Genomic DNA, 21,791 nt, shown 5'->3' on the forward strand with positions numbered 1-21,791 from the left:
TTGAGGGTATCATGACTCAGCCGACCATTCTTGCCCCAGAGGTTTTTCTGTTAACGAACATTTACACAAGCGCTCGGCTTTTCGCTGTTCACGGATTTTCACTCACTATTTAATGAAGTTATTGCGTTGAGGTATTGCACCGTAAGCTTGATAATTGAAACACCAGTACTATAAACTCAAGCTAATTCATGACCTCTGAACGCGAAAGAGCCGATAATGATTCACCGTGGAAAGAAATCTTAGAAGCCTACTTTCCCCAAGCAATGGAATTCTTCTTTCCTCAAACTGCTGCATTAATTAATTGGGAACGTCCCCACCAATTTCTTGATAAGGAATTTCAACAAATAGCCCGTAATGCCGAACAAGGAAGAAGATACGCAGACAAATTGGTCAAAGTTTGGCAAATTCAAGGAGAAGAAATTTGGTTATTAATCCATGTCGAAATCCAGGCTAAACCGGAAGATGACTTTGCAGAAAGAATGTTTTCTTACAACCTACGAATTTTTGACAGATTTGCGAAACCTGCCATTAGTTTAGCGATTTTGTGTGATACAGACCCGACATGGCGACCAAATCAATACAGTTATAATTATCCTGATAGTAGTCTGCATTTTAAATTTGGCATCGTCAAGCTTCTCGATTATCAAAACCGTTGGACGGAATTAGAGAAGAGCGATAATCCTTTTGCAACGGTTGTAATGGCACATCTGAAAACACAGCAGACTAGTAAAAAGCCAGCTGAACGCAAAACTTGGAAATTTAGCTTAATTCGCCGATTGTACGAACTAGGTTTAGCAGAAAAAGATATTCGTAACCTTTACCGCTTTGTGGATTGGGTTATGATTTTACCAAAAGCATTAGAAGCAGAGTTTTGGCAAGATTTTAAGGAGTTTGAGCAGGAGCGTGCAATGAGCTATATTACTACAGGCGAGCGTATTGGCTACGAGCGTGGAAAACTTGAAGTTGGACAGACTATAATTGTGCGGCTACTACAAAAACGGGTAGGAGAGTTACCTCAAGAGGTTAAAAAGCAAGTACAGGCTCTTTCACTGGAAGAGTTAGAAGCACTTGGCGAAGCTTTATTAGATTTTACAGCAATGGGTGACTTGCTAAATTGGTTACAAGCACATCTCAATGAAACTAAAAATTAGCGTTTATTTTCGTTCCAGAAGCAAGTGGATTTCGTTCGATTTTTGATATTAAGATTTCCGCTTTTTCCCAACACGAGCTGCTAATTTATTAGTTAACTCCAATTGGTATTGATTCTTGTTGTCTTCATAAACTAGAATCGTCCTGGGGTCAGCATGACGGCTCAAATGCTGCACCTTCCGGTAATCACCTTCTGCCAAATCAAGAGCATCGGTAATCCCCGAATGCCTAATCTTATGGGGAGTCATCCGCTTGGTTATCCCAGCCCGTTCGCAAGTCTTACGCACAATTGCATAGATACCATCCCCGGTGAGTTGGTGTCCATAATTGTGGAAGTCCAAAGCAATAAATAGGGGATGACTGGGTTTAAGATTTGTCCTCATACCCAACCAATCAGATATCGCCTCCGCCACAAGAGGATTTAAATCAATCCTAGTTTCATCATTCCCCTTCCCCTTACCATAAACAGTTAACGTATTTTCGTGGTAATCAAAGTCCCCCACCGTTAACTTTGCCACCTCTCCTCGACGCAGGACATTAGACCAAAGCAGCAGAAATAAGGCATAATCCCGCTTCCCCTTAACGCAGGTAGTATCAATCACATCAAACACCTTATTGTACTCATCCACTCCCACGCCTCTGGTGTCGCGATACTTAGTCACTTTCAAAGACTCGATGCGATCGCTATCAAAGTGATATCGACAGCGCTTGAGATTCCGCCCCACCTTAATTAAATACTTAATCGCAGCCAAATAACGGTTAATCGTTGCCGCCTTCCTACCTTCTGCCACCAAATGATTTTTAAACTTGAGAATTAACCCATTAGCCACCTGGTCGTCCAACGCCCAAAACTCCGAAATATCCCGCCCTGTGGGTTCCCTTTGTAAAAAATACTCAAAAAATACCCGTATATTGCCAGTATACCCCCGCTGGGTAGTCGTCGCCTTCTGCTGCAACTCCGCCAAAAAATCGTTGCTGGTTTGTAATTGACTGGCGATTTGAGTAATAGAAGTTTCAGTAGTTGTACTTACAATATCCATTTACAGACGTTAACGACAATGCAGCTTTTCGTTAACGATTATCGCACTACACTACCGCATTGTAAATTTTAAGATCTACAACTACCGTGATTGCCCTAACACCATCCCTATCTAGAGTATGTGTTTTGTAGAAAATTATAAGGAGTCGGAAAAATTTTTCTAAAAAAGTGTGTCGTAGTTGCAGCAGTCTTAATCTCACCATGATATCTTAGTGTTGCAAGTACCGAATGATAGATATGGAATATGCAGTTGCATTAGACAGGATCAAAGAGGGCTTGGGTGAGAAAGCTGCTGATGTGTTAGCGGCGATCGCTGATAAGGTAAGCACTCTTGAGAGTGATGTGAATCTCTGGAAGCGGAGGCATACGACCTTAGAAGGTCAGTTAAATGGACTGAAGGAACAAACAGACGGCAAAGAACCTTCATATGCGCTCACAACTTTAAAGAGTGAGAATGAGACGTTGAAAGAGAAAGTGACGACTTTGGAGAAAGAGTTGGGGGAGGCGATCGCCAAAGTTGAAGAGTATGAAAAAAATAATTTGTATGCAGATATTGCAAGTAAAGCAAAACTTAACAAAGATGCGCTAATCAATTTCATAAAGACTGGGATCTTACCTAACGACATCAAATTAGAAGGTGATACGGTAACAGTAGGAGGTAAGAAGATAGATGAGTACTTAGCGGAAGGAGGAAGAGAGTGGATCAAGAATGCTTTAATGACTGGATCTGAGTCTTACAACAACAAGTCAGAGACAGGACAAGGAAATAATAAACCACCAGTACCACAGGGAGGGACAAGTGGGAGCGGTTCACCAGAGGGAGATCCTATTGGTAGTGTGATTAAAAGTATGGGTTTTAAATTACCTGCAATAATCCAAGGGAATAAATAACTATGGCTCCAAAAGTAGAATTTACACCATTACAAGGTTTAGCGCCTGAGTGGTTGGGAACTCCACTTATTCATGGAAAAGTCACGATTCCTGGGGGCGGAACACTTGACACAACAGGATTGACCCCGCAATCAGATGGGAGATTGTTTATCCCCAGTGGTACAGTTTGGGGAAGAACAGATGCAGACCAGATATCTGCTGCGCCTTGGAAGTTAGCAGCTGATACTCACACGTTTTTTACCCTAAACTTGCATGATATTTGGGATGCCAGAAATAATGACAACACTTTGATAGATTTGTTGCAACCTCATGCAGGTAACGTTGTCTACTGGAATTACTTACCAGGATGGGTTGCTGCTTCCCCGATAGGAATTACTCTTACAGCCGTCGTAAAGGCTGGGCTTGCAAAAAACTTTTATTTAACGAAGGCAAGACCGTAATATGCCACCTACCGCAGATATAGGATCAATTGCTGCTTTTATTATATCGGTCTTTACTGATCCTTTCTTAAAGCAGATTGCAAGAAACCCCATATTACAATTCGGAACCGAAACTCAACCTTTTATTCTTGCTCAGTATCTTCCAGTTGTTCAAAGAGATACAAATGAGATATATGAGGAAATTACCAAGATAGGAACGTTCATTGCGGACGATGGCGCTCCTTTGTCTCCTCCGCAGATGAAGCAGACGGGTCAAGGAATGGCATTTAGAGGAAGACTTGGGCACATTGATATTTCTGCTCAGATGGATGCTCAGGACTTGAGAACACTGGGTAGATTATTGAATCAAGGGCGCGAGCGCTCGCTAGCAATAGAATTTGTCACTCAATGGCTGATTCGTACTATTCGATTAGCCATTGAACTTAAGGCAGAAAAGCAAAGAGCAGAAGCCTTGTGCAATGCCATTGTGACTGTAACTCCAATGGATGCGCCGTCTTACACAATTACATTCCCGAACCCAGCAGGACATCGTATAACTGTTCCTTCAGGGACGACAGCAGCACCAACAGGATTTTACAGCCTAACCTTTGACCCAATCCAAAATACTCTTGTTCCTTTGCGAATATTGCTGCAAAACAAGGGTTATGAACCGATTGCAATTATTACATCTTCCAGAATTGCAGGTGCTTTACAAGTCAATCCGAATGTTGCTAGGTACGGTGCTGGACTGATTGCGCTACCGACTGCGACAGGTGATCTGACGTTTGAGAATAGACCACTATCAGCTAACGACGCGGTACTCAATGGCATCCTTCAGGCAAATGGATTGCCACCCATCATCAGATATGACCGATTCTATCCACTGCAAGGTGGTGGACAAGCGCGGTTATTCCCAGATGATAAGCTTTTAATTATCGGGGCTTCTGGACGAGCACAACCTTTAGAAATTCCGGATGACCAAGGACGCATCGTACGCCGTGAGCTTATCAATAACACTTTAGGTTACTACGGTGAAGGAATCAGCTTAGGTGAAGTTGAACCAGGCTTAGTCATTACCGTCAAAGCAAGCGACCTCAAGCCACGCAGTGTGTATGCTGAAGGTTATAGAGAAGGGTTCCCAGTCTTCCTAGATCATGAGGCAGTGGCAGTTGTAACAGTTCCAGAATTGGTAGCAGCATAACAAGAGTGTACTAATAATGACAGTCTTAGTACCATACGGAAACGGGTATAAGCGATAACGGAGAATTTGTAATGATTACGACAATAGAGGAGGCGATCGCTCAATTTATAAAAATTCCAGCAATAGCATCGTTCTGGAAGCAGTCTTTTACTGAAGATACGATAAATCTTTTGGAACTTACAAAAGGGAAAGTGATTTCTTCTGGGCAGGAGGTTTACCGGATTTATGCAGCCGCAGCAATGATGCTAGAGCAGACACCTGACCTCTGGCTGATTAAAAGGCACGATAGGACAGAACTGAATCCACCACAAAACATCATAGATGCTTTGTATCGTAGGCAAAATTTAGAAGATGAGCGTAATGGGGTATTTATTCCAGGTGATGGAGGAGAAGAAGGAGAGCATAGCTCTAGTAGTACTGGAGTCGTAAGTTACTTACCTCGTGTCATAGGATAACTAGATGAGTATTTACAACTTGTCAATCTTTGAGAAGTCAACTTTAAGATTTACTCGACCAGACGGTGGGGAATGGGAGATAGTAGCAGTTCTTGATCCAGTGCAGTTTAGGCAGAATGAGACAATCAATTATGACCGTTCAGAATTCATCAGAATATATGAAGGTCATATTGTCTCAATAACTCCCCAGGATGTGCAGGGATTAGAAGAAGGGGTATTTGGTACAGGAGAAATACACGAAACAGGAGGGAAGGTAACATCTGGACAGGTCAAACTACTTGACATCGTATCTTCCAGTCTACCGTTAGCAAATGGAGTGTTTGGGCAACGTATAGAAGTAGGTTATGTTCAAAGGATGGGTTACATAGATGCAAATTCAAATATTAGTCAACAGTTCTGATCTTGAAGCAGCGAGCGCTCGTGGGCTATTAAGTGATTTGAGCGTACCATTGAGTAGATCAGGAGACTATCAGCTTTCTGCAACTTTAAGAAACTTTGACAATGAAAGTGATCCTGACGGTAGACCGTGGGCAGATTTAGCACTTAGTACCTGGTTATACAAGAGAACGAAATCCATATTGCAAGAAACAAGACGGATGATAAACGCAACTCAGATGAGTGTTGCGGGTAACGTTCTTAGAGTGTTCAATCTGACACCTTACGCAGGAATACATAACGATGGGACATCAAGAATTGCTCAAAGGAGATTTTTAGGCTTCTCCGACGAAGATTTAAGGGCAATTGTAGGTTTTTTTGAAGATTACCTACAAAGCTTATTTATGAGGTTGAGGTGATGCTAGGAACAAGAGAGATAAGTATTAACGTTGTTAATAAACTAAAGCCTGTTTCTGATGCCTTGACAGCATATGGTGTCAAGGTAAGATCATTACCTAAAAAACCTAGACAAAGAGGAACACAAGAGGCGGAGTACATAAGAGTATTAGCCCCTCAAGCAAAAGGAGTACAGCGCAATCAAGAAGGAGTGCAAGAAGCAAATATTTTGGTAGTTATTAGAGTTTCGCTAGGAAAACTTTTTGCAGAGGAAAGTGATGAAAAAGATGTTTTGGATTGGACGATAGACGCAATTATTAGTAATTTGCTTGGGTTTATCCCGTTCAGTGACAAAACTGTTTCTAGGCGATCGCTATGGTTTGAAGGATACGACCTTCTGCAACCAACTAACGGTACTTGGGAAGCTGAATTAAGATTCCAATGTACCAAACTGCTTGAGTATGAGGTAGAGACATTTGATGAAGATGACAGAGTAGAAAGCGTAGAACTTTACGCTTCAGAAACATTGTCAGAACTAGACGCCATTCTATTTGCTAAAGTACCATGATACAAACTATACCCGGACTTTCTATTGTTGAAAGAGGCGAGCCAAGAGTTACAAGTACGCCCACAAGTATTAGTCGATTATGCTTGTTAACAAGTGCAATGCCAGCAGATGTTGCTAATTATAACAAGCTCATAGCGATCTCAGACCTAGCAGATTTTCAGCTTAAATACACTTCCAACGTTACAGATACAACGCTTGCTTCAGTTCGTCTGATTTTTCGCAATTACCCTCAAGCAAGAGTATCTATCTTTGCTGGTCATGATACTGCGATTACAGCCCCAAATGACAAAGGACACTTGATATTTGGTGCAAAAGAGTTAGCGAAAAAAACCAACTTGGATTTGCATATTTTGGTTTGTCCAGAAGCACCAGATATAACCGTTCAAGCAGACAGGACAGCTTTATTTACAGAGTTAGAAAATGTTGCCTTGCGCTTAGGATGGATTCACTACTTCAATACAGCAAAAGGTGTAGACACAAAAGCTGAAGCTGAGACAGAAGCAGCTTTGTGCTCATCACCTTTTGGTAAGTCTTCTTTGTACTATGACTTTGGGATTGACTTGGAGGGCAAACAGGTTCCAAGTAGTGCGATCGCTTCAGTCATATCATTGTTGCGATTCCGTGACAATGCTTACAATCCTCCTGCGGGTGTACGTTACCCTATCAAAGGTATTACTGACATGGTGGGATACATAGAACCCATTCAAGACTACGAGGACTTACTTAATAAGGGAGTAAATACAATTCGAGATATTCCAAGTTACGGGTGGTGTGTTTGGGGGACAAGAACTCTTGCAAGTGACCCTAACTTCCAAAATATTAACACCGTTGTAGCGATGAATATTATCTCTAGACAATTGTTATTATCTTTACTACCTGAGTTGTTTGAGCCTTCAGACCCTAGAGGATATACAAGAGGGCAAGTTATAAGATTGATTGTAGAAGTTTTAGACAGAGCTTATACAGATGGTGCGCTTTCAGGTGAGACACCTCAAGAATCCTATAGAATTGTTGAGCGAGAAGTACCAGTGACAGATAAAACAAATTCTGTGACAACCGGGGGAGATAATACCGATAAACCGCCAACATCAGGAGAAGATACAACTCAAACAACAACGCCAACCCCAACTGTAAGGCGCAACCTCAGAAGAATCAAGATTAGCGCTTACTGCAAATTTGTTCAAGCTTTAGAAATGATAGAAATAGACCTGATTAATGTAGATGTTGTCCCAACAGGCGCAGTATAGCAGGAGACGCTTGAGTTATGGCTGACAAGTATGTAGCTGTTGCTAAATCTAAAGGCAAAGTTGAAATTCAAGGCTTGGTTTACGTTTTTTCAACAGGAAGCGCCATTATAGAAGCACCTGTTGTGGGTGACAAGTACTATGACCCCAATACTGACCGTATAACCTCGTTAATAGGTCAAACTGAGTATGAAAACATTACTCTGACAGGGTTGATGAGTAAGCCTCAGTTTGTCAAACTCAGGGCTTTGTACGTTTCAGACAAAGCAAAAGATGGTACACTAACCGCAACTCATCAAATAGGTGATTTGGTCACACCCTTAACAGGTGTACGTTTGCTGCGCCTTGAATATGGTGATTTTGACAAGCTAAGTAATTCAGCAGCTGAGATTAAGCTTGAAATCTCATTCTCAGGTATTCCAGCATTGCAAAGTGTACAAGATGCTCAAACCGCAGACAATATAGTCACTGCATAAGGAGTAATATTTATGCCATCAAATCAAACCGAAATTACTTATACTTACATCGAAGAAGAAGAAAAGCTCATCATTTATAACGTTCCTGATGGGGATGGCAACTATATAGAAATACATATGAGGGCTTTGACTAGACGCGATCGCTCATTCTTGCGAGAAATCGAAAATGACCCCAACCAGTTAGAAAAGATACTTTCTAAAATCATCACCAAATGGGGAGAACAAGAAAGTATTACATCTCTTGACTTGTTACAACCGAAACGCGATCGCGCAATTAAGATACTCAACAAGGCTTACGAAAAGTTCTTCAGTGACAACTTTCTCTTTACTGAACGTTGACTCACATCACTGGTTGAGAATTGTCTACGGATTAAACAACAGAAGTTTTGCAGAGTACGACAAATGGTTAGACATGCCAATTCCAGTCATTCAAAGGATGATTGATTGTATTAACGCTATTCATGAAGAGATTTCGGAGCAACAAAACGAGAATAGTCGAGGAAAGCTATGATAGAGCGCTGAAATCAAATATAACTTCTTGTTCCTGTTGTTCTCCCAATGTAACAGTAACAACTATTCCTTTGCCGTTGGGAGATTTTGTAGTCACACTAAAAGGGATTGGAATATAAGGCAATAGTGCTAATCTAACTCTCTCACTGACAAGCTCAGGTAAGGGCAATTGAAAAAGTAAATCAACTGGAAAACCAAGTGTTGGAAAAAGTCTTCTTTCTCTGACAATAGTGGACAAAATGTGCTTTACCTGAGAGGTGTATTTTTCTGGTTCATCCACAAGAGCAATACTACCAAATGAGGTGTAGGTAAGAGGAAACTTAACATCCATGATGTCCAATAAGATACTTTATCTACTCCCTAATTGTTACCGCGACGGTGGCGAAATGCAAGAGATTGCCGACGCTTTAACACGCGGTATTGCTGAAGTCTGTACGGAACTAGAGGGGTATTTAGAGAATTATGAGCGCGATCGCTTAATCGCTGAAACTTGTTTTCCCCAGTGGCTTGATACTCTCGCTCGTTGGGCTGGTTGGGGGGAATTATGGGATCAGAGATGGTCTATTGATGTTAAACGTCAATTGCTGCTCAACACAAATTATATTTGGGAGAACAGAGGCAACCGTGAAATTCTACCTTACCTATTCGCTATTTTTAACCTTAATGTCACTCTAGCCCCAGCAACAGGGCTTATTCTTGGTCAAACGCCTTTTCCTGCTCCTTTAGGTTCTGATCCTTTCTCCTACATCATCTACGTTCCCAGTAACTTTACACCAAACACAGACGAGCGATCGCTTGTTGAGAAACTAGCCCAAAACTTCTTGCCTTGCTGGTGTTTGCTCTCCATTCAATACAAACCTTAAGACTGCTCTAACTGCTACACTCATTATGTCTTCTACAGCAGAAATCATCCTAATTGCCAGGGACTTAACCGGAGCCGTTTTCCGGGGAGTGCAAAGTAACATTTTGGGGTTAAATCAAGCTGCTAGTACTGTTAATGGGAACTTTAACCGTATGGGTACTGCGGTGGGTACTATGGCGGGATATGCAGGGAATGCGATGGCAGGATTGAATGTAGAAATGCTTGCCTTAAATGCAGCAATAGGAGTGGTCACAAGAGGTGTTGATAGTCTAAATAATGCATTTCGAGATGGAGTAGAAAGACAAGGAGAAATCTTAAACAGTGAAATTACAGCAACCAAAACTTTAGGGTTAAGTTATGACCAGGCGGCGAAATATGTCCAGAAATTTAATGAGCAAGTAGGGATATTAGGACGAGATTTACCGACCTCAGCCGAGGCGATCGCCTCAGTCTCGCGTACCATTCAAGATGACTTTGCTCTTGCTTTAAGATCTGTTGGAAGAACACCTGATGAAGTATCCAAGTCTTTACTAGAAGCAAGTTCTAAGATTGCCCTATTGGGTGAGTTATCTAACACAACTGTCAAAGATACTCGTGCTGCTATCAGTGGTTATATTTCAGGTAGCGTTGGTCCCGGCGGTTTGGATAGATATAAGTTCTTCGCTGATAACACTTTACTCAGAAATGCTTTAATTGAAAATCTCAGAGCTATCAACCCAAATGCTAGAAGCTTTGGTACGATTTCCTTGGGCGAGCGCGTTGATATTCTTGTCAAAGCGTTAAACTCCTCAATTAGTGACCAAGACATTGATAAGTTAAAAGGATTATCAAAATCAAAGTTATCTCAATTCTTTGATACTCTCTTTGATCCCACAACAGGATTATTGTCATTTCAAAGAGACTTAGAACCAAATATAGATGGTTATCAGTCAGTATTTACTAGTTTTACTGAAACGATAGACCTAGTATTAGGAGAAGGAGGTTTATTCTGGGAAGTTGCCAGGGTATTGGGTTTCAGTGGCGATATTATGAAGTCTGTCAAAGGGTTTGTAGACGATTTCAACAATATTCTTAGAGGATTAATTAGTAATGTTGAAGGTATAAATACAGGTGATACAGCAGCGCTAGGAACAGCTTTTGGGAAGTTTGTAGCTGATGTGATTACCTTCGTTTTAGGTAAACTTATAGGAATCATCTTTGCCAACGCAGGAAATTATTTTGGTTTTATTGGTGGTTTTGCTAGAAGTCTTGTGATTAATCTTGTCAAGAACATCCTTGGTTTAGCCTTTAAGGTAGTAGGTATGGTTCCAGGGATGATTGTCAGTGCTATCTTCTCACCACTTGGTAAAATTATTGCTGCGCTCGCTCGTCCTATCATAGACGCTGCAAAATCAGTATTTTCCTTCTTTGGTAGCTTTTTTGAAATCATCAAAAACGCCATATCTAACGCTATAGGGACAGTCATTAATACAATCCGCTCTCTTATCGATGCTGTTGTTAAACCTATCAAAAGCTTTATTGGTTCAGTTGGTTCTGTAGGGGCAAATGTTCTTGGAGGAGCAGGATCTATTGTTAGTGGTGCAGCAAGTGGTGTTGGTGGGTTCTTTTCCAGCGTAGCAAGTGGGATAGGTGGCTTTTTCTCTTCTCTGTTGCCAAAGTATCAAGGCAATATACCTACAGCTGCAAATGGATACTTTGGGGCATTGGAGACAGAAAGGAGAAATGCTCCAAGAGGAGCTAATTTAGTTGTGGCAAACGATTCAGAGTATATATTAACACCCAGACAAATGGGTAACTTGGTAAACGGTCTTACCAACGGGGGGAAGACTGTCAATATTACTTTTGGCGCGGGTTCTATAGTTCTCAATTTACCTAGTGGAACGGCTGAGGAAGTCGCTTTAAAAGCGATCGCCATCATTGAACAAACCTTAAGAAACGAGTTGGAGGCACGATTAGCATGAATCCTGAAGTCCTAAAAGAACTCCCTCAAGTAGATCGTCCAAGAGCGACTTATGCAAATATCTCAAGACTGGATGGCAAGGGAACCTGGAAATTCTTACTGATGCCAACTGAGATTACCTACGATTCTTCTGCTAACTACACCCCTTCTAATTCAGTTGGTATTAGTTCCCCCACACTGCAATGGACGACAACAGACAATATTTCTCTATCAATCGGAAATTTACCTATATCAGGGCGATCGCAAAGGCGAGTCATAACCAAGTACGTTAATGATTTGATGGCGCTTATCCAACCGATTGAAAAAGGAAAACCCCCAGCGGTGTTGTCATTCGTTTGGGGTCAAACCTCGCATTCACCGTGTGTTATGACTAGGTTTTCCAAGGTCGAGCGATCTTGGTATCCAAATGGTGATCTTGCTGAATGTTCAGTTAGTTTTACTTTGGTCAAAATTCCAACTGAGTTATTAGTTGATACATTATGAGATACCAAGATTGTGATAGTTATGACAGTCTTGTACAGTACTTTCAGAACTATGTAAATGGTTTGTCCACAAGTGGGCGAACTGTAAATGTCAATTCTTCAGCAGAGGCGATCGCTTAAAGCTACGCTAGTGGTATTGGCTAGAATACCTACTAAAAGGTCGTCGTTCTGTCGTATGTGTATATAATCGTGAAATATTTACTTAGCAAGGCTTCTAAAAAACTTCTTGGTTTACTGAGACTTATTTTCTATTGGCGATCTATTTGACTATCACTTGATGTGATAATGACATTGAAAAACTTCCTTAATCTGTTTATCAAGGGTAAGCATGACTACTAGAAATGAGGGTTTATTGTGGTTATTTAGAGAAAAATATACCTTTGGCAAACTTCCAAGTCCTGAAGCTTATAATGGTTACTCGAAATCGATTCTCGTTTGTGCTAATGGAGACGGTACATTAACCCCTGAAGAAAGAGATTGGGTCGTTGGGCTTGCTTCTGCTTTTGGCGCATCAGACTCATTAGTGGAGGAACTCAAATCTTATAAAGCTGACGAAGATATCGAGAAGGTGATTGGTGATGCTCCAGAGGCAACTGGTTCACGGCGTTATCTTGTTTACGATGCGATTAAAGCTTGCAGTGCTGATGGAGAATATAGTGACAAGGAAAGGGCAACTGTAACTAAAATGGCAGCTAAACTGGGCATTTCTCAAGATTTGGTCAAACAAATTGAAGAAATCTGTATCGAAGAAGCCAAACTACGGGAGAAAAGAGTGAAACTGATGTATCCGGAGGGAGCACCTATTTAGTCACTTTTTATACTAGAAACGACACAGGGGGGCGGTCTAAAGACTAGATAACCTAAGTTGCTAGTTACCTCCCTGCGCTACGCGCAGGGGTATCGCGCATGGTCACTTAAGCAATAAAATCCCCTTTTGGAGGGGACAAGTGCGTCAGCATACGTGAAAAGCAATGAGGGTCTAACACGTAAAAAATTTGGGCAGGTATTTTGCTTTAAAGCTCTATTCCACCGTCAAATTCTTCTGGGTCATCCGTTTCTATCGCTACTCGCTTAATGGATGGCAGTTCTTGATAACCATTCAAACTTTCAGTCGTAGCAACTGGTAGAGTGGGTGTAACTGGATGCTTTCCTTCTAAATACCGCAGATAAAACCCTATCGCGTCCTCAACAAACCGACTCTCACTAATTAAGAGCGCTTCACACCATTGCTGTACTTTGGGCTTCTGGTACTTCTTAATCCTAATTTTATCAGCTGTCATTACCCAATCTCCGCTATGAGTCCCATGAGGTTATCGAAAGCACCATTGGCAGAAATCAAGAATCCTTTCTTTTTTAGTGCAGCATTCAGCAGCGGTAGCTTAGAACCACCTCCGATTATCAGGATTTGGTCACCACTAAGTTTGTACTGCTCAAGTTGTTTGATAACTTCCCTGAGTCTGCAATTGATGAAGTCCTGTAGCTCAAATTCATAGACTTTGTAGAAGTTCAGGTCTGATTCACCATAAGCTAGAAACGGGATTTTTTCACCTGACTCTGATTTTTTGAACTTCACTCCTACCTCAATGCTGCGGTTGATGACATCCTTACTAGGTGGTTGTTTAATCAATGCTTTTAGGTCAGAATTACAGCTAATTCGCTCAATCAAGTATTCAGCGCCAAAGTCCTTAACTGCAACCTCACCTACTGGTTCCGAGTTGAAGAATCGACTGATGGAAGTGTTACCGCCACCGATATCGCAGATAGTTACTGCTCCATCTAAATTTTGACTCTTGAGCGCTGCAAAACCCTCTGGTAGTATCGCCTTAACAGATAAATGAATAGCACACGGGACGCCACACAATTCTACCGAGTGCGTCCCTTCATTCTTCTTGATAATTCCTGAGTGACGTTTAACATCATTGGTAGTTACCGTAACTTCTAGATTCATTTCTGGGTTAATCTGTGGTAAATGAGCTAAAGTTCCAAGGAAGTACTCAAGCCACAGAGATGACTTACCCATATAATCTTCCACCAATCTCATCAGGTCACTGCTACCACTGCGGACAGCTTGATTGCCAATTAGCCAGCAACTGTTAATTAGGTCAGTCCTCACACCATTGACATAACGGACGTGACCAGGTAGCTTACTAGAGGTATTGGATAAGCAGCGAGCATACCAGCTTGGTTCTCTTAGAAGTTCGTAGCCTTCCACGTAAGCTTTAATCCAATGATTACCCAAGTCAGTCACCGACTTAAACTGCTTCTTATTTTTCGCTGGTATTTTAGGTGTTTTTACTCCCTCTATTTTCTGGGTACTTTTGGGTACATTTGCGGTTGTATCAGTGGTCTTAGAATTCGTCATAAGTCATACTATATCTAGGTGACAGGTGATTTTTAGGTCGGATAACAGTAGGTTAGCAGAGATTTGTACCCAAATGTACCCAAAACCAAGTGTTATTTTACTTTGAGTCAAAGAGTACTGTCTAAACTATTGTTAGGATAAATGAAGTGTTTCAACTACTATGATTGAAATAAGACACGGCTATTTTTTCTTAGTTACTATTAGTTGATTAAATTTTATTTATTGATACTGTCTATGATCCCAGTCTTTTTGGGTTGTGTACGACCATTGTCCTTAACATTTTTAGAACCGCAGTAGTCTTGGTTATTTTAGACTTCAAAACTTCATTAGATGCTTAATCTCAGTCCGTTCTAAATTGTTAGGAAATAAGAAAAAATGAGTATTTGTGCTTAATCGGAATTGTGAGCTAGGGGAGTGCAACCTTTCCCTTCGCCTCAACAAAATAAAGAGTGTGATACTGTAAGGGAATCACAACTCTCTTATTTATTGGCGCAGTGCGTACAGAGAAGTTTCTATATGTACTTGAGAAGCGCGTTTTGTAAAGTGCAAATAGGGCAGAGATTTCTGTTCGAGACGGGGGATGGCTTCCTGATTAGCGCTGACACAATCATATCGGAGCAAGAACGCGCATCAAGTTGCAACTTCTCAATATTTGATCCGCAATTACGCATTCTTAATATCTTCCTCACTGAATTCCAAGCCCGTGGCGGAATCTTGATTCCAGCGAACTTATTAGAAGATCCAGCAGCAGCCCAGACGACAGCGACAGCAGGAAGTGGTTTTACAGGAGATGGTGCAGCAGCGTTGGGGAGCAATTATCTCAAGACCCTTGAGGCGAAGTATGGAGCTTCTGACCTTTCTGGGCTAACCGCGCTAGGACAAAAAGCGTTGGCGGCGCTGGCAAGTGCAAATGTGCAAGCGTTCTTAAAAGCGATCGCAATTGCTGAGTTAGGAGAAGAAGCAGAGGCTAAAGGTGGATACGGGTACTTGTATGGTGATATTAATGGCAAAGAAAGTTTTGACCCAAGAACGCTAACCACGCATCCTAAAAAGCGCGTCACCTCTGGCGGATATACTTCCTCAGCTACCGGAAAATTCCAAACAATGGACTTTGTGTGGGATGAGGAAGCACCCCGTCTCGGGCTAAAAGATTTCAAGCCCATCTCACAAGAAATACTTGCAGTAGGTCGTCTTATCTATCGAAAAATTCTTGATTACGTGCTCAATGGGCAATTTGAGCAAGCAATTGTAGGAAATGGGGTATACAGCGCTCGTTATGAATGGGCATCTCTTGAAGGTAATCCCTACGGGCAAGGCACTTCAGGAGGTAAGCGTTCTACCTTCCTTGCAAATATCAGCAAGTTCCGTCAAGCAGCTTTAACCTCAGCTGCGCCAGTTGCTTCAACCGCGACACCCTTCGGGGAAGACCTCCGGTCTCGCTACGCTAACGGCAGTTCGGACTCGACGGGAACCGCCAAGACTCCGACTGCCTCACCTGTGAGTACTTCTACAACATCTCAATCATCCACATCAACAACCACACCACAACCAAGTGGAGGAACAACCACAACGACCACGACAACCCCAAAACCAACAGAAAACGCGCAAGCACCCGCAGCGACACCAACATCAATAGACATCAAAGACGGAATTATTATCTCGATAGAAATGGGGTTCAGCGGTGGTGCAGAGTCTATCACTTCACAATTTCTGTTAACCGAGGTCAGAGGTTCCAATGATTATCCACATACTACCAGGATCGCAGGAAGACAATTAAGATATGTCATTGCTAAAGGTTCTAAACTTTCTAGTAGTAGCAAGACGTATAAAGTTAGACAAAACACGACAGTACGTCAAGTTGCAACTGAACTTGTAGAGAAGGTGGGCGGGACGCTTGGAGATGTGGCGGAAGGAGCAAATACAATCATTGAGAGTTCGTATCAAACAGAATCTGATTATGAGTATTTACTTAAGATTGCTAAGTCTCAAGGATTGTTTTTACGTTCTGATGCGGCAAAACTGGAGATTAAGGCACTAGAGCCATCGGATAAGACGATTACCATTAAGGCGATCGCACTTGCAACGGGTTCATCATGGGGGGATAGAGCATCAAGCGATCGCGTTCTTGATCCTCAAGACTCAGGAATCATCGCTCAGTTAACTCAACCTGTGCAGTTAGAAAAAGCAATCCCAGTCAATCAACCAACAAGTACAACAACAACCCCAACACCAGCAACAAATCTTAATACTAGTAGCACAACCGCAAATATAGCCACAGGTGGAGGAATTCAAGACCTCAAACAAAAGGCAGACGATTCCAAAGAGATTGGTAAGGGGTTTGAATCTACACTTAACATTAACTCTGTACTGATGCCTGAGATATTGCAGGCGCAGCCAGGACAAATTGTAAAGTTAGATAAAGACACAGGTTTAGGAGAGTCATTGACTCGTACTTATAGAGTGGGTGAAGTGCGACACTCTTATGTAGCAGGTGCAATCACATCTGTCCTCAATACATATTTACCCGTGAAAATAAAAGCGCGTCCCGTGGCTTCTGCACCATCTACAGGCACGGGTGGGGCTGTTAACACGTCAAACGTTTCTTTTAGTGGAAATTTCAGTGATAGCCCTAAAAAGGGTGATAGTATTGGCAATTTTCAAGTGACATCGCCTTATGGCTACAGGAGTGCTCCCACAGCAGGCGCATCTAGTTTCCATCAAGGTGTAGATGTGAGCATGGCAGAGGGAACACCTCTTTACGCTATCTGTAAGCCAGGTGAGACAATAAATGTACAGTACAAGCCTAATACTGGCGCGGGTGGCAATATAGTTGAATTTTCTTATGGAGGATGGATATTTCAATACATGCACTTAAGTAGTGGTTCAACAGGAACCTTTAAAGCAGGTGATATCATTGCTCACTCTGGAAACACAGGTGTTTCTACAGGCGCTCACTTGCATTTTGCTCAAAGAAAACCAGACCGTGAAACCATCCCACCACAAAGGGGCTTCATCTATTGGGCTATTACCGGGAAGCAACCGACATGACGGACATTCCACCCATCGACACTAAAACCACTTCAGATCTTGTCACCCTTGGACAAGAAAGGGCGCTTGCTGTAAGTGCAGGTAGATTAAATGATTTCAGCCCAGGCTCGCCCGTTCTCGCCATCCTAGAGGCAGTAGCAGTAGAGGGGACACAAATCATTACAACTGTCAACTCTCTAGGGAACACTTTAGAAAGAAACCGTCTTTCTTTGTTCGGACTGGAAAGAAAACAAGGTAGCAATGCAGTTGGGACGATTGGAGTTAGGTTGGATGCCGTCTACGCCGATCCTTTTGTTCTTCCCCGTGGTTTTAGAGTTGTCATTAATGGCATCCAGTTTGAGACAACTGCTGATTTGGGAATTCCTGCTTATACTGACTATGGAACTGTAGCGATAATATCTCTTACTTCAGGCTCACGTGGGAATATTTCACAACTGACTCCGGTGTCTTTTCCTAGTGTGAAGAGATTGGGGGCGATCGCTCTCACCGAAGCAACTAAAAACGGGCAAGACGCAGAAACAGAAGCCGAGTTTCAGCAACGTATTTATGGATTGCTTCGTCGCCGTGAAACCCTTATTAGCGAGGATGATTTTGAAGCAGCAGTAGTTGATTTTTTAGGAGTTGGTTCTACAGCGCTGGCAATTGGAAGATTGAAACCAGATAAGATTACTTATCAAAATGGGTATGTAGGAGTGTTTGGACTTAATGCAGACGGTAGCGCTTTAAGTACTGGACAACTTTCTGCACTGAGTGATGAGCTTAACCGTAAAGCTGCAATGGCAACTATCACCGTCTGGACAATTGAAACTTTTACGGTTAATGTTGATGTGGTTGTTGGTATTCAATCAGGTGTGTTACCTGATGCGATCGCTTTATCTATTCAACAAAATGTTAGAGACTTTCTTTTTCCTGGCAAGTTACCAGCAGGTGAGAGTGTTTATCCTAAAGCTCTAGAAGCGCGAATACAAGCAATTCCTGGGGTTGTTTTAGGGGTGATTGATGTTAAGCTCAATGGTTTTGCTATGCCTCAACCTATGCCGCATCTTTGGACGGTAGGTGTTTTAGGAATGTTGAAAGTTACAGTTGCTCTTAATGGTGGAAAGGGGCTATCTGTCAGTTTTAACTATTAAGTATCAATAAATTTTTGCAACATAACTATCGCAATACTTATTAAACTTAGTCAATATGGAAATCATCATTATCTAATTCATCTATTACCTCATCTCGTTGCTTTCTAGCTTGATTTGCTATTTCATGAATATGGAGAGCACGAGCAACGCTTTCACAACAACGTTGAGTATCTTCATAACCTTGTTCAATCCAAGATTGAATATTATTAGCATCAAAGCCTATTAAGTCTTTTGCTAGACCTTGACGTTTTATAAATCTTCCTGGACGAATTTCTAAAAGAGTGGTGTTTGGAAAAGCTTTTGAAAAAGCATTACGATCCCATAGACTGCCATCACTTAGATGATTGACAATAACATGAGTACAATTTGCTAATTCAAGCAATGGAGTGATGGGAGTATTGCCTTGAACATTTTTTATACCTCCTTGACCACCATCCGAATAGAAATAGTTAGTTTCATTAACCTCAATCTGTTTAGCCTTAAATAGCAGGGGAATAGCAGCTGAAGCAAGGATGGCTACGCGTTGTTGAGTTCGCTCTAGGGATTGAATATGTAAAAATTCAGAATGTTGAGTATTAATTAAATTTACTGAAGCAAGAATTGCAGAAAATAAGTCATTCAAGCTACCTTGACTTCGATATACGGAAACGTATAAAGGTAAACCTTTCTGAAGTTTTTCTAAGTCTAAATACCTGTCTAACAACTTATGGATAGGACTTTCGTCTCCCAAACCTACGTTTTCTGAAAATAGAGTCTGAAGATTGGCTACAGTTGATAATGCATCACTTGTTCCAGTTATTAGTGGAGCAATTTGACCAAGCAATATCCGACCAATGTAGTTAATTGTTTCTGTACTATTAATCTTGATAGGACTATTAGCAGCAAGTGAGTTCCAAATTTCTTGTAAACGTGTTGACGCTATCTTGAGATTTGGTTCTGCTGCTACAACTGCACCATTTAAAGCACCAATACTAGAACCAGCGACAGCATCAATTGAAATGTTCATATCAGCTAGGTATTTAATCACACCTACATGATATGCACCTCTAGCACCACCGCCAGATAAAACCAAGCCTACTCGATAAGGTTTAGTAGTCATTAGACCTCTTGGAAAAAAAATTATGGTATGCTCACTTGTCTGTGAAATTTTTAGATAAGTTGGAAAGCTTGTTTATGCGGCTTTGTGGACTTCATAGTTATAAAGCCCAACAATCGTCTACTTTACAGCTAAGTAAGTTGGCACGATAAAACCAATCTATGTTTAGTTTTGTAAAAACTATGGAATGACGTATTTTTAAGGTATTCCGGGGCTTTACATTTCGTTATATAGGTTGATTTTTTAACGCCGACTTACTTAGCAGCATCTTGCAATACCTTGACCATTTCATCAAAAGTACGTCGTTGCACTCCAAACAAATGCTTTAACTCTCGATTCGACAGCCGTTTTGTTTGTTCATATTGTATAAGTATATTGAATCAAGGTAGAAAGCCTTATTTTATACCATAAACTAATTTTGCAAGAGGTTTATTGTTGAACTGAATTCGTCTTTTGTTTTCAAACATTAAATGATTAATTGCGTGTTCTCCTGAAAAAACGCGAGGAAAATCATCAGGAAGTCCAGATTCAAGTAAGGCAGCATTTCTAATCGCCCAAGTAATAGGAGCAGTTTGTGGATCTGCCCAATTACTCAAATAGCTCAGTACTTCACGCGATTCTTCAGGTAAATTCTGAATGGGAGATAACCAATCTTGTGGAAGCATTAACTGAGAAACATCACCTCCTAAATCCTGTTTCATCTGAATCAAGGCTTTATTAACTAACTGCTCCATCAGTTGATGCACTTCGCTTGTTCCAAATTGGCTACGGCAGTAAGTTCCAAAGTAACCCCAGTAAAGTTCATCTATCACTATATAGAGTCGTACTAGAGGTGGATAGTTATTTAAGCGTTCTGCCTGCCATTTGTCAAACACTTGTGTTAAATGAGCGCTAGCTAATCTTCCAGCATTGACCTGTCGAATTTGAGATTCTAATTCAATCCGATGCTCACGAACCTGACTCTGCAATTGATAAACGTCTTGAGCAATCGCTTGCACATTTTTTGCTAGCTCGTTGTGTCGCTCTTGTAAGCGCATCACACCTGTACGGGTTTCTACTAATTTACCTGCCAAGCGAGCAACAGCAATGTCACTTTCACCTTGATGGAGTTGAATATCCTGTAGCCAAACAGAAACTGTGTTGAGGCTAGTAGTTATATTACGGTCAATGATTTGTTGACGTTGTGCTGTCCTACCAGTGATGGAATCCCAGATTCTTGTGAAGAACTTATTGTTAGTTTGGTCACGGAATCGCAAATGATCATCAAGAACCTCAAGACCGTTGACATAATCGACTATTGCTTTTTCTGTTAACTGAGGATGTAGCGTTCGCAGTTTATCCAGTGTAGTTGGGTTGTCTCCGTCATTCTGGTTAAATTCTCTCATATCATTTCAAATTCTGCTTGATGGATTGAACATCCTGTCTGTGCAACTCTGCCCGTTCTTTCAATTCAATAATTTGTTGCTTTAGCTCTTCCTTTTTTCCGGCACTCAGTTTATGATTGTCAATACTATCTTTCAAGTCTCCTCGGAATTTTTCAAGATAATCTTTTAAATCATTGAAATAGTCGTCTAATAGAGGCTTGAGTTTTTTATTAAGTAAAACTTGGTTGTTTGTGCTTAGCTCTTGAATATTACTATCCAAACTTGTCAGCACCTTTTTACCGATACCTACCATATCAACAACGTAGTAACGTACCTCTTTTCGTTCTTTATAAGACTCGTATCCCCAATCATACTGACTGAAAAGACCACCAAAAAATCGCGATACACGACCCTGCCAAAAACCTTGGACTTTTCTAGATTTAGTTCTTGATATTGTTTCACTAGAGTTTTCTACGCTCGATAGCAAAAGTTCAGCAAAATCAATATCATTACCCTCAATATCTAACTCTGGGACATTAAATTGCAGTGAAAAACCTTTATCTTTTAACCGAATTTTCGCATTTTCTAGTATTTCTCCCACTCCATCTGTAATTGTTTGAGGAATTGTTTTTTCAAGGCTCTGTGATAAAGATTTTATTACTGATTCTAACTTTTTCATAGAATCATTGATAATAGAACTAATCGTTTCATTATTGGACTTTGGACAAAAAAGGTTAGTTCGCGTATTATATTCGCGAACTAAA

Annotated in this window: 24 protein-coding genes; 17 read left to right on the forward strand and 7 right to left on the reverse strand. The window is 41.2% G+C overall.

The window, feature by feature from the left end; genetic code table 11:
- Positions 1-188 precede the first annotated feature (188 nt).
- A complete protein-coding gene (locus DP117_RS34715) occupies positions 189-1,151 on the forward strand; it encodes a DUF4351 domain-containing protein (protein ID WP_169222676.1) in 963 nt (320 codons plus the stop codon).
- A 48-nt stretch (positions 1,152-1,199) separates the two neighbouring features.
- Here the strand turns inward: DP117_RS34715 and DP117_RS34720 are convergent, their stop codons facing one another.
- Positions 1,200-2,189: a tyrosine-type recombinase/integrase gene (locus DP117_RS34720; RefSeq protein WP_169222677.1), complete on the reverse strand. Its 990-nt coding sequence runs from the start codon at positions 2,187-2,189 to the stop codon at positions 1,200-1,202.
- Between the two features lie 227 nt (positions 2,190-2,416).
- On the opposite strand from DP117_RS34720, the gene DP117_RS34725 reads away from it, so the two are divergent.
- The 10 genes from DP117_RS34725 (at position 2,417) to DP117_RS34770 (ending at position 8,552) form a co-directional block, all read left to right on the forward strand.
- The gene (locus tag DP117_RS34725; protein ID WP_169222678.1) at positions 2,417-3,079 is read left to right on the forward strand and encodes a hypothetical protein; all 663 of its coding nucleotides are present in this window, start codon (positions 2,417-2,419) and stop codon (positions 3,077-3,079) included.
- Positions 3,080-3,081: 2 nt separating this feature from the next.
- The gene (locus DP117_RS34730) at positions 3,082-3,519 is read left to right on the forward strand and encodes a hypothetical protein (RefSeq protein ID WP_169222679.1); all 438 of its coding nucleotides are present in this window, start codon (positions 3,082-3,084) and stop codon (positions 3,517-3,519) included.
- A 1-nt stretch (position 3,520) separates the two neighbouring features.
- Complete coding sequence (locus DP117_RS34735) at positions 3,521-4,699, forward strand: major capsid protein (protein ID WP_169222680.1); 1,179 nt, start codon at positions 3,521-3,523, stop codon at positions 4,697-4,699.
- A gap of 71 nt (positions 4,700-4,770) precedes the next feature.
- A complete protein-coding gene (locus DP117_RS34740) occupies positions 4,771-5,154 on the forward strand; it encodes a hypothetical protein (protein ID WP_169222681.1) in 384 nt (127 codons plus the stop codon).
- 4 nt (positions 5,155-5,158) lie between these two features.
- The gene (locus DP117_RS34745) at positions 5,159-5,554 is read left to right on the forward strand and encodes a hypothetical protein (protein WP_169222682.1); all 396 of its coding nucleotides are present in this window, start codon (positions 5,159-5,161) and stop codon (positions 5,552-5,554) included.
- Positions 5,523-5,948 carry a phage virion morphogenesis protein gene (locus DP117_RS34750; RefSeq protein WP_169222683.1) on the forward strand — a complete coding sequence of 142 codons (426 nt, stop codon included), beginning with the start codon at positions 5,523-5,525 and terminating at the stop codon, positions 5,946-5,948. Before DP117_RS34745 ends, DP117_RS34750 begins: the two co-directional genes overlap by 32 nt.
- Complete coding sequence (locus DP117_RS34755; RefSeq protein ID WP_169222684.1) at positions 5,948-6,493, forward strand: hypothetical protein; 546 nt, start codon at positions 5,948-5,950, stop codon at positions 6,491-6,493. The genes DP117_RS34750 and DP117_RS34755 overlap by 1 nt, the downstream gene beginning before the upstream one ends.
- On the forward strand, positions 6,490-7,740 hold the full coding sequence (locus DP117_RS34760) for a hypothetical protein (protein ID WP_169222685.1): 1,251 nt from the start codon (positions 6,490-6,492) through the stop codon (positions 7,738-7,740). The genes DP117_RS34755 and DP117_RS34760 overlap by 4 nt, the downstream gene beginning before the upstream one ends.
- A gap of 17 nt (positions 7,741-7,757) precedes the next feature.
- Entirely contained in the window at positions 7,758-8,213 is a 456-nt protein-coding gene (locus tag DP117_RS34765; protein WP_169222686.1) for a hypothetical protein, read from the forward strand.
- A gap of 12 nt (positions 8,214-8,225) precedes the next feature.
- The gene (locus DP117_RS34770) at positions 8,226-8,552 is read left to right on the forward strand and encodes a hypothetical protein (protein WP_169222687.1); all 327 of its coding nucleotides are present in this window, start codon (positions 8,226-8,228) and stop codon (positions 8,550-8,552) included.
- Between the two features lie 166 nt (positions 8,553-8,718).
- On the opposite strand, the gene DP117_RS34775 is transcribed toward DP117_RS34770, so the two are convergent.
- On the reverse strand, positions 8,719-9,054 hold the full coding sequence (locus DP117_RS34775) for a hypothetical protein (protein ID WP_169222688.1): 336 nt from the start codon (positions 9,052-9,054) through the stop codon (positions 8,719-8,721).
- Here DP117_RS34775 and DP117_RS34780 point away from each other — a divergent pair.
- The 4 genes from DP117_RS34780 to DP117_RS34795 all read left to right on the forward strand — a co-directional run bounded on the left by DP117_RS34780 (position 9,053) and on the right by DP117_RS34795 (position 12,835).
- Entirely contained in the window at positions 9,053-9,586 is a 534-nt protein-coding gene (locus DP117_RS34780; RefSeq protein WP_169222689.1) for a hypothetical protein, read from the forward strand. The genes DP117_RS34775 and DP117_RS34780 overlap by 2 nt on opposite strands.
- Positions 9,587-9,611: 25 nt before the next feature.
- Positions 9,612-11,546, forward strand: a complete 1,935-nt coding sequence (locus DP117_RS34785; RefSeq protein WP_169222690.1) for a hypothetical protein — start codon at positions 9,612-9,614, stop codon at positions 11,544-11,546.
- Complete coding sequence (locus DP117_RS34790; protein ID WP_169222691.1) at positions 11,543-12,028, forward strand: hypothetical protein; 486 nt, start codon at positions 11,543-11,545, stop codon at positions 12,026-12,028. The genes DP117_RS34785 and DP117_RS34790 overlap by 4 nt, the downstream gene beginning before the upstream one ends.
- 327 nt (positions 12,029-12,355) lie before the next feature.
- Entirely contained in the window at positions 12,356-12,835 is a 480-nt protein-coding gene (locus DP117_RS34795; protein WP_169222692.1) for a hypothetical protein, read from the forward strand.
- A 205-nt stretch (positions 12,836-13,040) separates the two neighbouring features.
- Here DP117_RS34795 and DP117_RS34800 read toward each other — a convergent pair whose 3' ends face one another.
- Positions 13,041-13,307, reverse strand: coding sequence for a hypothetical protein (locus DP117_RS34800; RefSeq protein ID WP_169222693.1), 267 nt, complete (start codon positions 13,305-13,307; stop codon positions 13,041-13,043).
- Entirely contained in the window at positions 13,307-14,389 is a 1,083-nt protein-coding gene (locus DP117_RS34805; protein ID WP_169222694.1) for a hypothetical protein, read from the reverse strand. The genes DP117_RS34800 and DP117_RS34805 overlap by 1 nt, the downstream gene beginning before the upstream one ends.
- 516 nt (positions 14,390-14,905) lie before the next feature.
- Here DP117_RS34805 and DP117_RS34810 point away from each other — a divergent pair.
- Both DP117_RS34810 and DP117_RS34815 read left to right on the forward strand, forming a co-directional pair.
- Positions 14,906-17,437 carry a M23 family metallopeptidase gene (locus tag DP117_RS34810; RefSeq protein WP_169222695.1) on the forward strand — a complete coding sequence of 844 codons (2,532 nt, stop codon included), beginning with the start codon at positions 14,906-14,908 and terminating at the stop codon, positions 17,435-17,437.
- The gene (locus tag DP117_RS34815) at positions 17,434-18,567 is read left to right on the forward strand and encodes a baseplate J/gp47 family protein (protein WP_169222696.1); all 1,134 of its coding nucleotides are present in this window, start codon (positions 17,434-17,436) and stop codon (positions 18,565-18,567) included. The genes DP117_RS34810 and DP117_RS34815 overlap by 4 nt, the downstream gene beginning before the upstream one ends.
- Positions 18,568-18,613: 46 nt before the next feature.
- Here the strand turns inward: DP117_RS34815 and DP117_RS34820 are convergent, their stop codons facing one another.
- The 3 genes from DP117_RS34820 to DP117_RS34830 all read right to left on the reverse strand — a co-directional run.
- Positions 18,614-19,666, reverse strand: a complete 1,053-nt coding sequence (locus tag DP117_RS34820) for a patatin-like phospholipase family protein (RefSeq protein ID WP_169222697.1) — start codon at positions 19,664-19,666, stop codon at positions 18,614-18,616.
- Positions 19,667-20,058: 392 nt separating this feature from the next.
- Complete coding sequence (locus DP117_RS34825; protein WP_169222698.1) at positions 20,059-21,048, reverse strand: diguanylate cyclase regulator RdcB family protein; 990 nt, start codon at positions 21,046-21,048, stop codon at positions 20,059-20,061.
- Position 21,049: 1 nt separating this feature from the next.
- The coding region (locus DP117_RS34830; protein ID WP_211176545.1) for a hypothetical protein at positions 21,050-21,791 on the reverse strand (742 nt) is incomplete at its 5' end.

The sequence above is a fragment of the Brasilonema sp. UFV-L1 genome, assembly GCF_012912105.1.
In the GTDB taxonomy this organism is placed as follows: Bacteria; Cyanobacteriota; Cyanobacteriia; order Cyanobacteriales; family Nostocaceae; genus Brasilonema.

Excerpts from the sequence above, each read along its gene's own strand:
- DP117_RS34715 (WP_169222676.1), top strand. The coding sequence starts at position 189 with ATGACCTCTGAACGCGAAAGAGCCGATAATGATTCACCGTGGAAAGAA.
- DP117_RS34720 (WP_169222677.1), bottom strand. The coding sequence starts at position 2,189 with ATGGATATTGTAAGTACAACTACTGAAACTTCTATTACTCAAATCGCC.
- DP117_RS34725 (WP_169222678.1), top strand. The coding sequence starts at position 2,417 with ATGATAGATATGGAATATGCAGTTGCATTAGACAGGATCAAAGAGGGC.
- DP117_RS34730 (WP_169222679.1), top strand. The coding sequence starts at position 3,082 with ATGGCTCCAAAAGTAGAATTTACACCATTACAAGGTTTAGCGCCTGAG.
- DP117_RS34735 (WP_169222680.1), top strand. The coding sequence starts at position 3,521 with ATGCCACCTACCGCAGATATAGGATCAATTGCTGCTTTTATTATATCG.
- DP117_RS34740 (WP_169222681.1), top strand. The coding sequence starts at position 4,771 with ATGATTACGACAATAGAGGAGGCGATCGCTCAATTTATAAAAATTCCA.
- DP117_RS34745 (WP_169222682.1), top strand. The coding sequence starts at position 5,159 with ATGAGTATTTACAACTTGTCAATCTTTGAGAAGTCAACTTTAAGATTT.
- DP117_RS34750 (WP_169222683.1), top strand. The coding sequence starts at position 5,523 with ATGCAAATTCAAATATTAGTCAACAGTTCTGATCTTGAAGCAGCGAGC.
- DP117_RS34755 (WP_169222684.1), top strand. The coding sequence starts at position 5,948 with ATGCTAGGAACAAGAGAGATAAGTATTAACGTTGTTAATAAACTAAAG.
- DP117_RS34760 (WP_169222685.1), top strand. The coding sequence starts at position 6,490 with ATGATACAAACTATACCCGGACTTTCTATTGTTGAAAGAGGCGAGCCA.
- DP117_RS34765 (WP_169222686.1), top strand. The coding sequence starts at position 7,758 with ATGGCTGACAAGTATGTAGCTGTTGCTAAATCTAAAGGCAAAGTTGAA.
- DP117_RS34770 (WP_169222687.1), top strand. The coding sequence starts at position 8,226 with ATGCCATCAAATCAAACCGAAATTACTTATACTTACATCGAAGAAGAA.
- DP117_RS34780 (WP_169222689.1), top strand. The coding sequence starts at position 9,053 with ATGATGTCCAATAAGATACTTTATCTACTCCCTAATTGTTACCGCGAC.
- DP117_RS34775 (WP_169222688.1), bottom strand. The coding sequence starts at position 9,054 with ATGGATGTTAAGTTTCCTCTTACCTACACCTCATTTGGTAGTATTGCT.
- DP117_RS34785 (WP_169222690.1), top strand. The coding sequence starts at position 9,612 with ATGTCTTCTACAGCAGAAATCATCCTAATTGCCAGGGACTTAACCGGA.
- DP117_RS34790 (WP_169222691.1), top strand. The coding sequence starts at position 11,543 with ATGAATCCTGAAGTCCTAAAAGAACTCCCTCAAGTAGATCGTCCAAGA.
- DP117_RS34795 (WP_169222692.1), top strand. The coding sequence starts at position 12,356 with ATGACTACTAGAAATGAGGGTTTATTGTGGTTATTTAGAGAAAAATAT.
- DP117_RS34800 (WP_169222693.1), bottom strand. The coding sequence starts at position 13,307 with ATGACAGCTGATAAAATTAGGATTAAGAAGTACCAGAAGCCCAAAGTA.
- DP117_RS34805 (WP_169222694.1), bottom strand. The coding sequence starts at position 14,389 with ATGACGAATTCTAAGACCACTGATACAACCGCAAATGTACCCAAAAGT.
- DP117_RS34810 (WP_169222695.1), top strand. The coding sequence starts at position 14,906 with ATGTACTTGAGAAGCGCGTTTTGTAAAGTGCAAATAGGGCAGAGATTT.
- DP117_RS34815 (WP_169222696.1), top strand. The coding sequence starts at position 17,434 with ATGACGGACATTCCACCCATCGACACTAAAACCACTTCAGATCTTGTC.
- DP117_RS34820 (WP_169222697.1), bottom strand. The coding sequence starts at position 19,666 with ATGACTACTAAACCTTATCGAGTAGGCTTGGTTTTATCTGGCGGTGGT.
- DP117_RS34825 (WP_169222698.1), bottom strand. The coding sequence starts at position 21,048 with ATGAGAGAATTTAACCAGAATGACGGAGACAACCCAACTACACTGGAT.